This is a genomic window from Viridibacillus sp. d25.2, from assembly GCF_055456015.2.
Window position 1 is genome coordinate 1,209,876 of the sequence record NZ_CM196652.1, and the last position, 13,898, is coordinate 1,223,773.

Consider the following 13,898-nt stretch of genomic DNA (forward strand, 5'->3'; position numbering starts at 1 on the left):
AGGGGTAGGCTGATTCTGTATCGATAAATTTGATACATGAAACAGCCTATTTCTTTCGACGCAATACTGACACAGAATACAGTTTCATGTTAATGTTTTAATAGTGACGCTTGTAGGAGGAATGAATCATATGAAAAAGATTGGTGTTTTAACAAGTGGCGGGGATGCACCAGGCATGAATGCAGCTGTCCGTGCAGTTGTCAGGAAAGCTTTATATCATGATTTAGAAGTTGCAGGTATTTACTATGGTTATCAAGGTTTGATAGAAGGTCAAATTGAAAGTTTAGATCGCGGTTCTGTAGGGGATATTATTCAACGAGGGGGTACGAAATTACACTCTGCGCGTTGTCTTGAATTCAAAACAGAAGAAGGACAACTAAAAGCAATTGAACAGTTGAAAAAGCATGGTATCGAAGGGTTAGTTATAATCGGCGGAGATGGTTCATATCGAGGGGCCTTAGAGTTAACGAAGCGTGGTTTCCCTTGCGTAGGTGTGCCGGGAACCATTGATAATGATATTCCAGGAACAGATTATACAATAGGTTTTGATACAGCTTTGAATACGGTAATTGAAAGTATTGATAAAATTCGTGATACAGCAACATCTCATGAACGTACATTTATCATTGAAGTAATGGGGCGTGATGCGGGGGATTTAGCTTTATGGGCTGGTCTTGCGGGTGGAGCTGAAACTATATTGATTCCTGAAGTACCACATGATTTAGATGAACTAGTCACACGTTTAGAACAAGGTTATGAGCGTGGGAAAAAGCATAGTATTATAATAGTTGCCGAAGGTGTTATGTCAGCTAGTGATTTGGCGAAAAAACTTTTAGAAAAAAATATTGAAACAAGAGTCTCGGTTTTAGGTCATATCCAACGTGGTGGATCGCCGACAGCACGCGATCGTGTACTGGCAAGTACTTTTGCTGCAAGAGCAGTAGAATTATTAATCGAGAACCGTGGTGGCCTTGCAGTTGGCATGAGGAATCATGTGGTGGTAGACTATGACTTAGCAGAGGCATTTATGAAAGAACGTAATACAGATTTGTCGATGTATACTTTATCGAAAGAATTATCGATTTAAATAAATTGGAGTGGTCAAGCAGATGAGAAAAACAAAAATTGTATGTACTATTGGTCCCGCTAGTGAATCGCAAGAAATTTTAGTTCAATTAATTGAAGCTGGAATGAACGTAGCTCGTTTAAATTTTTCGCATGGTAGTCATGAAGAACACGCAGCAAGAATCGAAAACATTCGTGAAGCAGCGAAAAAAACTGGACAAGTTGTAGCTATTTTACTTGATACAAAAGGTCCTGAAATTCGCACTCATTCAATGGAAAATGACGCTGTTGAATTAGAAACAGGTCAAACAATTGATATTTCAATGACTGAAGTACTTGGAAATAAAGAAATTTTTTCTATTACTTACGAAAAATTAATCGACGATGTTGAAGAAAGTTCAATCATTTTACTAGATGATGGCTTAATTGAATTACGTGTAACTGGTAAAGATACTGAGGCCGGATTAATTCATACTGTGGTTGAAAATGCTGGTCTACTTAAAAACAAAAAAGGCGTGAATGTACCGGGCGTTTCAGTTCAATTGCCTGGTATTACGGAAAAGGATGCACAAGATATTCTATTTGGTATCGAGCAAGGTGTAGATTTTATCGCTGCTTCATTTGTACGTCGTGCATCAGATGTATTAGAAATCCGTGAGCTTTTAGAAAATAATAACGGTGGATACATCCAAATTATTCCTAAAATCGAAAACCAAGAAGGCGTCGATAATATCGATGAAATCATCCAAGTTTCCGACGGTTTAATGGTTGCTCGTGGTGATCTTGGTGTTGAAATTCCGGCAGAAGAAGTACCGATTGTCCAAAAAAGTCTTATCCAAAAATGTAACACAGTAGGAAAGCCGGTTATTACAGCTACACAAATGCTTGATTCAATGCAGCGTAATCCTCGTCCTACTCGAGCAGAGGCAAGTGACGTAGCGAATGCTATTCTTGATGGTACAGATGCAATCATGCTTTCAGGTGAAACAGCAGCTGGACTTTACCCGGTGGAATCTGTAAAAACAATGTATAAAATTGCGAACCGTATAGAGGATTCATTGGATCACCGTGCAATCGTTAGTAAACGTAGCCGTGAGAAAGGTGCTAGCATGACAGAGGCAATTAGCCAAGCAGTTGCTTATACTTCTCTTAACTTGCAAGTTTCAGCTATTTTAGCACCTACTGAGAGTGGCCATACAGCAAAAATGATTGCCAAGTATCGTCCAGGTGTACCGATTATTTCAGTCACATCGTCTGAACAAACATGTCGTAAATTAGCGCTTGTATGGGGTGTATTCCCTATCGTTGGGCCTAAAGTAAGTTCAACTGATGAAATTTTAGAGCTAACTGTCCAAGAAAGTTTGAACAAAGGCTACGTTCACCACGGAGATCTAGTTGTAATTACAGCTGGTGTGCCAGTAGGTGAAGCGGGTACAACAAACTTGATGAAAGTTCATGTAATCGGCGATATGCTAACTAAAGGTCAAGGTATTGGTAAATCTGCTGCTATTGGTAAAGCATTAGTCGTCAGAAATGCAGAGCAAGCACTAGCTCAAGATACTGAAGGGAAAATCATTGTAACGATTGGTTCGGATCGTGATATGATGCCTGCTATTTCTAAATGCGCGGGGTTAATCACGGAAGAAGGTGGACTTACGAGTCATGCAGCAGTTGTTGGTTTGAGTCTAGGTATACCTGTTATTGTGGGCGTGAAAGACGCTACAACGATGATAAGTGATGGACAAGAGTTATCAATTGACGCAGTATCTGGTGTCATTTACTACGGACGTTCAAGTATTTTGTAATATAAAAACAACCTCAGCGTATTTGGCTGAGGTTGTTTTTTAAAAGAGGTGAATAAATTGAAAAAAATTTTACTTTTTCTTATATTAATTCCTATTATAGAAATTGCCGTTGTTTTAATATCTGGCAAACTAATAGGTGCCATGTATACACTAATATTAATTGTCGTAACAGGTATTTTAGGGATCTATTTAGCCAAAACGCAAGGAGTTAAAGCTTTTCGGGATATCCAACAGACTATACAAAATGGACAACCACCGGGTCATGCCATGATTAATGGTTTACTTATTTTTATCGGTGGGATATTTTTAGTATTACCGGGTTTTGTATCTGATATTATTGGACTTCTTTTAGTCTTTGGTCCAACAAGGAACCTCTTTAAACCTTTGCTATATTACTGGTTACGAAAAAAGATGAAAAACGGTCAAGTTATTTTGATGCAAAAATAGGGTGTTTTTTTAATTTTACAGCAAGTAGTAATAAGAATGGGCTAATTAAAATACCTGCAATGCCAAAGAGTAATAAGCTAATGGCACTTATCATAAATGCGTGCACGGAACGGATATGTAAAGTTGAAGCCCACATATACGATTCAGCGAACTGTCTTGAAAGCTGAATCACGGCATAGAGGACCAGTAAATAAATACAAAGCATCTCATTGCCTGTTACAAAGAAGTATATACACATAGGGATAAGGAAAATACCGATACCTAAAAAGGGAAGACTATCTGCAACAGAGATGAGCAATGCTTTTCCAACAGGAAATGAAAATCCAAGTGCCATTAAGCCGACAGATAAAAGCGCGAATGTCATCAATAATAAACGTAATTCTACTGATAGAAAATAACCAAATAATTGAGAAGCCTCTTCATAGACACGTTGAATAGGTTTTCTAAAACGAGCAGGAAAATAGATAAAGAACCATAATCTATTCCTGCTTGTTTCATATAAAGCAAAATATAAAGCTACTAAATAAAAAGTAAAATTAATTAGGTTTTGGAAGGTGGATTGTACGATATTTATGAGCGATTCCATAGCCATGTCCACTAGGGAAATGAATTTTTCCTGCAGATTAAGAAGTAACATTGATTGCATATCAGAGAAAAACTGAACTTGGGTAATTATGCGTTTAATCTCTGGTAAAGTTTCGATTAAAACAGAAGTTAAAAATAGTATAGTTGCGATGAAAATGGATAAAATAATAGCCTCGGTAGTTAATGCAGCGAGCCATCGAGGCAATTTTAATGTCGAAATTAAATACTTTAGTAATGGTTGTGCGAAGTAAGCTGTTAAAATTGCAAGAGATACAGGTAAAACTAACCAACATAATACTAAAATTAGAGCAATTAGTACGAATAGTTGGATTCGATACATGGTGGATTTCTTGATTTTTTCTTGTAACAAAACATCATCCTTTAATAAATGTGATTTTTCCATCCTTGTTAATGTCGATTTTTTTCTACAAAATGCGATATTTCTGTTTAAATTTTGTTTTTCATATGAAATGAAGGCTTTTCATTCACAAAGCCGTCAAAATTTATTATAATATCAATGTAAGCGATTTACTTATAGGTTCATATCGAAAATACGTAGGTTGCATTTGTGTAATTTTGTAAATGCAATCTAATACATTTTAAGAAGGAGCGATATATTATGACAGCAACACGCGGATTAGAAGGTGTCGTAGCAGCAGAGACTAAAATCAGTTCTATAATTGATGATACTCTTACATATGTTGGCTACAACATTGATGACTTAGCAGAAAATGCATCTTTTGAAGAGGTAGTTTACCTACTATGGCACACACGTCTTCCTAAAGCAGACGAATTAGCTGAATTGAAACAACAATTAGCTGACAATATGGAAGTGCCACAAGCGGTATTAGATCACTTCAAAACTTATGACATCAAATCTGTTCACCCAATGGCTGCATTACGCACAGCAGTTTCTTTACTAGCTTTATATGATGAAGATGCTGAGGATATGTCTGACGAAGCAAACTATCGTAAAGCAATCAAATTACAAGCTAGAATTTCTACTGTTGTAACTGCGTTCTCTCGTATTCGTGCAGGTTTAGAACCAGTAGCACCTAAGAGTGAATTAAGCTATGCTGCAAACTTCCTTTATATGTTATCTGGTAAAGAACCAGAAGCAATCGCTGTTGAAGCATTCAACAAAGCATTAGTACTACATGCTGACCACGAATTAAATGCATCTACATTTACTGCTCGTGTATGTGTAGCTACATTATCTGATGTATATTCAGGTGTTACTTCTGCAATTGGCGCACTTAAAGGTCCATTACACGGTGGCGCTAACGAACAAGTTATGAAAATGCTTTCTGAAATTGGTTCAGTTGAAAACGTTGAAGATTATATCAACGATAAATTAGCTAACAAAGTTAAAATCATGGGCTTCGGACACCGTGTATACCGTAAAGGTGACCCACGTGCTCCACACTTAAAAGTTATGTCTGAAAAGTTAACTAAACTAACAGGACAACCTGAGTATTATGAAATGTCAGTGAAAATCCACGAAATGGTGACTGGACAAAAAAATCTACCACCAAACGTAGATTTCTATTCAGCATCTGTATACCATTCTTTAGGTATCGATCACGATTTATTCACACCAATCTTCGCGGTTTCACGTGTATCTGGATGGGTAGCTCACATTTTTGAACAATATGCTAATAACCGTTTAATCCGTCCACGTGCTGAGTATGTTGGACCAGGAATGCAAAAATATGTACCTGTAAACGAAAGATAATTGGTATAATAAAAAAGTCGAGGGCGGTGCTAAGTTTTGGCACCTGCCCTTTGATTATGAATATTAGGAGGCAATTTGTTTATGTCTAACGGTAAAATTGTAGTTGAAAATGGCGTACTTAACGTACCAAACAATCCAATCATTCCATTCATCGAAGGTGACGGAATCGGTCCAGATATTTGGGTAGCAGCATCTCGTGTAATCGATGCAGCAGTAAAACAAGCTTACAATGGCGAAAAATCTATCGAGTGGAAAGAAGTACTTGCTGGACAAAAAGCATTCGACCAAACTGGCGAATGGTTACCACAAGCAACTCTTGATGCTATCAATGAATACTTAATCGCAATTAAAGGACCTCTTACTACACCAATCGGTGGCGGTATCCGTTCTCTAAACGTAGCATTACGTCAACAACTTGACCTTTATGTTTGTTTACGTCCTGTACGTTACTTTGAAGGTGTTCCTTCTCCAGTTAAACGTCCTGAAGACACTGATATGGTTATTTTCCGTGAAAACACAGAAGATATCTATGCTGGTATCGAATATGCTGAAGGTTCAGATGAAGTTAAAAAGCTAATCAATTTCCTTCAAACTGAAATGGGCGTTAACAAAATCCGCTTCCCAGAAACTTCAGGTATCGGTATTAAACCAGTATCTAAAGAAGGTACACAACGTTTAGTTCGTGCTGCTATTAACTATGCTATTAAAGAAAAGCGCGAATCTTTAACTTTAGTACACAAAGGTAACATCATGAAGTTCACTGAGGGTGGATTCAAAACTTGGGGTTACGAACTAGCTGAAACAGAATTTGCTGATCAAACGTTCACTTGGAACCAATATGATGCAATCAAAGAAGCTGAAGGCGCTGAAGCTGCTGATAAAGCACAAGCAGAAGCACTTGCTGCTGGTAAAATCTTAGTTAAAGATTCTATTGCTGATATCTTCTTACAACAAATCTTAACTCGTCCAAAAGAGTTTGACGTTGTTGCAACAATGAACTTAAACGGTGACTACATCTCTGACGCATTAGCTGCTCAAGTTGGTGGTATCGGTATCGCTCCAGGAGCTAACATTAACTATGTAAGTGGACATGCGATCTTCGAAGCTACTCACGGTACAGCACCAAAATATGCAGGTCTTGATAAAGTAAACCCATCTTCAGTATTACTTTCTGGCGTTCTTATGCTTGAACACCTAGGCTGGAAAGAAGCTGCAGATTTAGTAACTGCATCAGTAGAAAAAACAATTGCTTCTAAAGTTGTAACTTACGACTTTGCACGTCTAATGGACGGCGCTACAGAAGTTAAATGTTCTGCATTTGCCGATGAATTAATTAAAAACCTGTAATATTAGACTAGATGAAAGAGGGAATCGGGTGCTTATCCCTTTTCCCTCTTTACATATATAATAAAAGGGGCGTATTCAAATGACTTTGAAACGTAGTAAAATTTCTGTAATCGGTGGCGGTTTCACAGGCGCTACATCTGCTTTTTTAGCTGCACAAAAAGAACTTGGTGATGTTGTATTAGTAGACATTCCACAAGCTGAAAACCCAACAAAAGGTAAAGCTCTTGACATGTTCGAAGCTTCTCCAGTACAAGGGTTTGATGCACGTGTAATGGGTACTTCTAATTATGCTGATACTGCTAATTCAGACGTAGTAATTATTACTGCTGGTGTTGCGCGTAAACCAGGAATGAGCCGTGATGATTTAGTTCAAATTAACCAAGGTGTGATGAAAGCCGTAACAAAAGAAATTATAAAACACTCTCCTGAAGCAACAATTATCGTTTTAACAAACCCAGTTGATGCAATGACTTACACAGTTTATAAAGAATCTGGATTTCCTAAAAACCGCGTAATTGGTCAATCAGGTGTTCTTGATTCAGCTCGTTTCCGTTCATTCATCGCTGAAGAGTTAAACATCTCAGTCAAAGATATTACTGGCGTTGTACTTGGTGGCCACGGTGACACAATGGTACCACTTACTCGCTACTCATTCGCTGGCGGTATTCCACTAGAAAAACTAATACCTGCTGAGCGTTTAGAAGAAATTGTTGATCGTACTCGTAACGGTGGTGCTGAAATCGTAAATCTTCTTGGTAACGGTTCTGCTTATTACGCTCCAGCTGCAGCATTAGTTGAAATGGCTGAAGCAATTATTAAAGACCAACGTCGTGTATTACCATCTATCGCTTACCTAGAAGGTGAATATGGTTACAATGATATATACCTAGGTGTACCAACAATCTTAGGTGCTAACGGTATCGAATCGATTATTGAATTAGATTTAACAACAGAAGAAAAAGCAGCTTTAGATAACTCTGCAGAAGCAGTTAAAAATGTTATGAAAGTTCTAGCTTAATTTATATATTTTTTAAAACGAGTAGGTTTTTACCTTCTCGTTTTTTTGTAGTGTCAAAAAAATTCAGACAATATATTATATGTATGCAATCATACTGTCTTTTTTTACTGATTATTGATACTATTGAATTAACAAATTATTTAAGGGGGAATATTGTGTTACTTGGCAAGAAGAGAAAGTTAGGTAAAAAAATTGAAGAGATATCTGTTGGCGAATCATTACAACTAACAGAGAAAATCGAAGATAAAGACTTACTATTATATCTCGGCTTAACCAATGACAGTAATCCTCTATACATACAACATGACTTTACCTCGCAGACTAGTTTTCAAAAACCTGTAGTGCCTACGATCATGTTGAATGGTGTTGTAACATCAGCTATATCAAAATATATTCCGGGCCCTGGTTCTTATATTACTTCTCAGCAATTTGAATATCCACATCCGGTATATCATAATGATACAATTCAAATTTTACTTGAAGTAACTGAAGTAAATAAAGAGCTAAATGAAGTAACCGTGAATATTAAAGGGCACAATGATGACAGTATTCTAGTCATGCAAGGTAAAGTGACAGTAAATCCGCCGAATCGTGAACAAGACGAGTCTGCAAATAAGAATGAAGAAATCTAGTAGCAAAGGTTTGAAATGGGGGTTTCAAATCAATTGCGGAGGATAACAAACATGACAAATAAAATACTTGTAGTAGAAGACGAGATTTCAATTGCAACATTATTACAATACAATCTTCAACAGGCTGGATACGATGTAGTAATTGCGAATGACGGGAAAGACGGATTACACAAAGCGATTTTGGAAAAGCCGGATTTGCTATTACTAGACTTAATGTTACCTAAAATGGATGGCATGGAAGTTTGCAAGGAGTTACGTATTAAGAAAATCAATACACCGATTATCATGTTAACAGCAAAAGACGATGAGTTCGATAAAGTACTGGGTCTTGAACTTGGTGCAGATGATTATATGACAAAACCCTTTAGTCCACGTGAAGTAATGGCTAGGGTTAAGGCTGTATTACGCCGTTCTAAAGTGACTGAGGTAGTGAAAGAAGAAGAGCGTGTTGAACAAACTTATTCATTTGGGCAACTGCAAGTATTTCCTGATCGCTTTGAAGCTTTCTTAGGAGAGGAAGTGTTAGAATTCACTCCGAAAGAATTTGAGCTGCTTGTTTATTTATTGGAAAATAAAAATCGTGTGTTAACACGCGACCAGCTACTAAGTGCTGTATGGCATTATGATTTTGCGGGAGATACGCGGATTGTTGATGTGCATATTAGCCACTTACGCGAACAAATTGAAGAAAATAGTCGCAAACCAAAATTCATAAAAACGATAAGAGGTTTAGGTTATAAATTTGAGGAGCCGAAGCTATGATGAAATCTCTTAGAGCTAGGCTGCTCATTGCTTTTGGATTTCTGTATGGTACAGCACTAGCTGGTCTTGGTTTTATACTAGGCCAGCTTTTTCCTGTATATGTAGAAGATTCGATACGTTCTAATTCCCTTCGATCACATGAGAATATTTTACGTGCAATTGAAAAACAAAGGATCGATTTAACTGTAGAGCAAGAACGTGCAATAATAGATGCCTTGCCACTTGATTTTGGCGGAAGTGAATTAGCGGATATAAGAATTCGTCTATGGATTATGCTTATTATCGCTTTAATAATTACCTTTATATTACTGATGATTATTACTTCGCGCTTGATAAAGAATTTAGCTCAGCCTATAGACAATGTAACAAATACAGCGCTAGAGTTAGCGAAAGGGAACTATCGTGCAAGGGCATATGAAAATGCCGAATCACCCACGATCCAACTAAGTAATGCAGTTAATGTCCTTGCTCGTAACTTGCAAGATATTATGATGATTAGAGAGATCGAGCAAGAGCGCCTCAAAACGCTGATTGAGAATATGGGTAGTGCACTTATAATGATTGGGAAGGAAGGGCATATATCTATTGTTAATAAAGTGTTTTTGGAATTATTCGATGTGCCCTACAATACAGTCTATAAACAGGTTTTCCGCGAGTTAGGTTTACCGAATGAGTTAGAACAATTCGTAGACCATGTCTTTATGACAGAAATAACATATCGTAAGCAAATGCAAATAGAAATTCAACAAGAGTTTCGACATATGGAAGTATATGGTGCTCCAGTTATAGGTGAGCATGGTCACTGGCTAGGAATTGTGATTATCATGCATGATATTACGGAATTGAAAAAGCTAGAGCAAATACGTAAGGACTTTGTAGCAAATGTATCACATGAATTACGCACCCCTATTACATCGATTAAAGGCTTTTCAGAAACGTTATTAGACGGCGCATACAAGGATCAAGGTACATTATTGTCCTTTTTAGAAATTATTAATAAAGAGAGTAATCGCCTGCAAATGCTTATTATAGATTTGCTTGAGTTATCAAAAATTGAAAAGCATGGTTTTACAGTCAATATTGAACAGACAAGTTTAAAGGATGTTATTGTAAGAGCCACTGAAATGACAGTGCCACGTATTGAGGAAAAAAACATATCATTCGAAGCTGAAATTGAGCAGGATGTTGTAGTTGAAGGTGATTCAAATCGACTAATTCAAGTTGTTATGAATTTAATGACGAATTCGATTACTTACTCTCCAGAGAATACTAAAATTAAAGTGAAGTTATATGAGCAAAATAAAAATGGCATTATTGAAATCGTTGATGAAGGGATTGGGATTGAGAAACCTGAAATTCCAAGAATTTTTGAGCGCTTTTATCGTGTTGATCGAGCTCGTAGTCGTAACTCGGGTGGAACAGGCCTAGGTCTTGCAATTGTAAAGCATTTAATTGAGGCGCACCACGGTAAAATACAAGTGGAGAGTGAAGTTGGTAAAGGGACGACAATGCGTGTTATTTTGCCGGAAAAACAACCAAATTAACACACCCTTTACAATATATATATATACCCTTCATAATCCTTTGTTAATATAATATTCGAAGCCCCCTTCAACCAGTGTTTATGGAAGCGAGAATCTAGGATTTCCTAGATTCTTTTTTAGGTTTTTAATAGCAGAATACAGAAACAATAAAATGCGAACATTTTTTCGTATTTTCATTAGCCGTCATTTTCCTTTCTACTTACACGCGTGGTAAAATAGAAAAGAGAGACGGCTTTTTGACGTTTAGGAAAAAAGAAATTCCGTGCATAATAACATATAAACCAAACAACTTAAATGAGTAAGAAGAATGAGGAGAGTGTACACATGACAAAGGAAAAGCTACTACTTTTAGATGGAAATAGCTTAGCTTATAGAGCATTTTTTGCTTTACCACTATTAACAAATGATAGCGGTATTCACACAAATGCGGTTTATGGCTTTACTACGATGTTACAGAAAATATTAGAAGAGGAAAAACCAACGAAGATGCTTGTAGCATTTGACGCTGGTAAAACAACATTCCGTCATTCTACATACGGAGAATATAAAGGAGGACGCCAGAAAACACCACCTGAATTATCAGAGCAATTCCCGTATTTACGAAAATTATTAGACGCATATCGCATTAAACAGTATGAGCTGGAGATGTACGAGGCAGATGATATTATCGGTACTTTGAGTAAACAAGCTGAAGACCAAAAGCTACAAGTTATCGTTGTTACAGGAGATAAAGACTTAACGCAGCTGGCGTCAAAGAACACAACTGTTTATATTACGCGTAAAGGTATGACAGATATTGAAAAATATACACCAGATCATATTCAAGAAAAATATGGTTTAACGCCGCAGCAAATTATTGATATGAAAGGTCTAATGGGGGATGCATCAGACAATATACCTGGCGTACCTGGTGTGGGTGAAAAAACAGCTATCAAATTATTAAAGCAATATCCAACTATTGAAGAACTATATGAAAATGTAGAACAAGTGAGTGGTGCAAAGTTAAAAGAAAAACTTACGACCAATGAAGAACAAGCGAAAATGAGCAAACAGCTAGCAACGATTGATCGTCAATCACCCATTTCTATTACACTTGATGACTTAGTATATGATGGCCCAAATGTAGATGAGCTGTTTTCATTGTGGCAAGATTTATCTTTTAAATCATTAATCGAAAAAAGTGAATTTGAATCAGAAGCGACAACAACGAAGGAATTAATTTTTTCTATATTAGATGATGTATCAGCAGAGCAATTACAAGATGCGATGGCTGTACATATTGAACTTGCTGATGAGCACTATCATACTTGTGACAGATTTGGAATAGCGTTAGTAGATGACAAGCAAGCATATTATATTCCTTATGACAAAGCAATCGCTTCTTCAACGTTAAAAAAATGGTTAGAAGATTCTTCAAAGAAGAAGTATATGGTCGATTCAAAAGCAGCGCAAGCCGCATTATTACGTGATGGTGTTAAATTAGCGGGCGTGGAATTCGATATGCTATTAGCTACATATATTGTGAATCCCGCAATCCCTTCTGATGATGTCGCAACCATTTCGAGAGAATTTGGTTATACTGATGTCCTATCAAATGACAATGTATATGGTAAAGGTGCAAAAAAAGCTACTCCGGCAATAGAAGCTGTTGCGGAGCATGCTTGTCGTAAAGCAAATGCGGTATACATTTTACAACCAAAGCTGGAGCAACTTCTTCGAGAAAATGAACAATTTGAATTGTATAAACAATTAGAGCTGCCACTAGCTGGAATATTAAGTGAAATGGAAAGTGAAGGTATCACGGTTGATCGTGAACGACTTGTTGAAATGGGACATGATTTAACAACGAAACTAAAAGCGATTGAGGAAGATATTTATTCAATCGCTGGTCAATCTTTCAACATTAATTCACCGAAACAGTTAGGTGTTATTTTGTTTGAAAAATTGGGGTTACCTGTTATTAAGAAAACAAAAACAGGTTATTCTACTGCAGCAGATGTATTAGAAAAACTAGAGCCAGAACACGAAATAATTCGTCATATTTTACAGTATCGTCAGCTTGGGAAATTGCAATCAACGTATATAGAAGGATTATTGAAAGAAATTCACGTAGAAGATCAAAAAATTCATACAAGGTTCCAGCAAGCATTAACGTCTACAGGTCGCTTAAGTTCGACAGATCCAAATTTACAAAACATACCAGTAAGACTTGAAGAGGGACGTAAAATACGTCAAGCATTCGTTCCCTCAAATCCAGATTGGCTCCTTTTCGCGGCTGATTATTCGCAAATTGAGTTACGTGTATTAGCTCATATGTGTGGTGACGAAAATCTAATTAGTGCATTCCAAAATGGTTCAGATATTCATACGAATACTGCGATGAATGTATTTCATGTGGCAGAAGAGGAAGTAACGTCAGATATGCGTCGTGCAGCCAAAGCGGTTAATTTCGGAATAGTATATGGTATTAGTGATTACGGGTTATCTCAAAACTTAGATATTACACGAAAAGAGGCGGCAGATTTCATTGAACGCTATTTCGTGAGCTTCCCAGGTGTACAAGACTATATGAAAAATATCGTTGAAGAAGCGAAGCAACATGGCTATGTGACTACTATTTTAAATCGACGACGCTATTTGCCAGACCTGAAAAGTTCAAACTTCAATTTGCGTAGCTTTGCAGAGCGAACTGCTATGAATACGCCAATTCAAGGTAGTGCAGCTGACATTATAAAAAAAGCAATGATTGATATGGCAGCAGCATTAAAAGAGCAAAATTTACAAACGAAAATGCTTTTGCAAGTACACGATGAGTTAATTTTTGAAGCACCGAAAGAAGAAATTGCAATTCTTGAAAAATTAGTACCAGAAGTAATGGGGAATGCATTTGAACTAAATGTACCGCTAAGAGCAGATTTCGCATTTGGTCCAACTTGGTATGATACAAAATAAAGGAGT

General features: G+C 37.0%; 11 protein-coding genes. 10 read left to right on the forward strand and 1 reads right to left on the reverse strand.

Annotated elements, in window-relative coordinates; genetic code table 11:
* Positions 1 to 130 precede the first annotated feature (130 nt).
* The 3 genes from pfkA to ACZLO7_RS05995 are packed head-to-tail and all read left to right on the forward strand — an operon-like array spanning position 131 to position 3,317.
* On the forward strand, positions 131 to 1,087 hold the full coding sequence (pfkA, locus tag ACZLO7_RS05985; RefSeq protein WP_464938141.1) for a 6-phosphofructokinase: 957 nt from the start codon (positions 131 to 133) through the stop codon (positions 1,085 to 1,087).
* Between the two features lie 22 nt (positions 1,088 to 1,109).
* Positions 1,110 to 2,870, forward strand: coding sequence for a pyruvate kinase (pyk, locus tag ACZLO7_RS05990; RefSeq protein ID WP_464938140.1), 1,761 nt, complete (start codon positions 1,110 to 1,112; stop codon positions 2,868 to 2,870).
* Between the two features lie 57 nt (positions 2,871 to 2,927).
* A complete protein-coding gene (locus ACZLO7_RS05995; protein ID WP_464938139.1) occupies positions 2,928 to 3,317 on the forward strand; it encodes an FxsA family protein in 390 nt (129 codons plus the stop codon).
* Here the strand turns inward: ACZLO7_RS05995 and ACZLO7_RS06000 are convergent.
* A complete protein-coding gene (locus ACZLO7_RS06000; protein WP_464938138.1) occupies positions 3,298 to 4,272 on the reverse strand; it encodes an AI-2E family transporter in 975 nt (324 codons plus the stop codon). The genes ACZLO7_RS05995 and ACZLO7_RS06000 overlap by 20 nt on opposite strands.
* A 249-nt stretch (positions 4,273 to 4,521) precedes the next feature.
* Between ACZLO7_RS06000 and citZ the strand changes: the two genes are divergently transcribed.
* The 7 genes from citZ to polA all read left to right on the forward strand — a co-directional run bounded on the left by citZ (position 4,522) and on the right by polA (position 13,892).
* A complete protein-coding gene (gene citZ, locus ACZLO7_RS06005; RefSeq protein WP_464938137.1) occupies positions 4,522 to 5,637 on the forward strand; it encodes a citrate synthase in 1,116 nt (371 codons plus the stop codon).
* 81 nt (positions 5,638 to 5,718) lie between these two features.
* Positions 5,719 to 6,984, forward strand: a complete 1,266-nt coding sequence (gene icd, locus ACZLO7_RS06010; RefSeq protein WP_464938136.1) for an NADP-dependent isocitrate dehydrogenase — start codon at positions 5,719 to 5,721, stop codon at positions 6,982 to 6,984.
* A 79-nt stretch (positions 6,985 to 7,063) separates the two neighbouring features.
* Positions 7,064 to 8,002: a malate dehydrogenase gene (gene mdh / locus ACZLO7_RS06015; protein ID WP_464938135.1), complete on the forward strand. Its 939-nt coding sequence runs from the start codon at positions 7,064 to 7,066 to the stop codon at positions 8,000 to 8,002.
* 155 nt (positions 8,003 to 8,157) lie between these two features.
* Positions 8,158 to 8,634: a MaoC/PaaZ C-terminal domain-containing protein gene (locus ACZLO7_RS06020; protein WP_464938134.1), complete on the forward strand. Its 477-nt coding sequence runs from the start codon at positions 8,158 to 8,160 to the stop codon at positions 8,632 to 8,634.
* A gap of 51 nt (positions 8,635 to 8,685) precedes the next feature.
* Positions 8,686 to 9,396, forward strand: a complete 711-nt coding sequence (locus tag ACZLO7_RS06025; protein ID WP_464938133.1) for a winged helix-turn-helix domain-containing protein — start codon at positions 8,686 to 8,688, stop codon at positions 9,394 to 9,396.
* A complete protein-coding gene (gene pnpS / locus ACZLO7_RS06030) occupies positions 9,396 to 10,940 on the forward strand; it encodes a two-component system histidine kinase PnpS (RefSeq protein ID WP_464938206.1) in 1,545 nt (514 codons plus the stop codon). Before ACZLO7_RS06025 ends, pnpS begins: the two co-directional genes overlap by 1 nt.
* A 324-nt stretch (positions 10,941 to 11,264) precedes the next feature.
* Positions 11,265 to 13,892 carry a DNA polymerase I gene (polA, locus tag ACZLO7_RS06035; RefSeq protein ID WP_464938132.1) on the forward strand — a complete coding sequence of 876 codons (2,628 nt, stop codon included), beginning with the start codon at positions 11,265 to 11,267 and terminating at the stop codon, positions 13,890 to 13,892.
* The last annotated feature ends 6 nt before the right edge of the window (positions 13,893 to 13,898 follow it).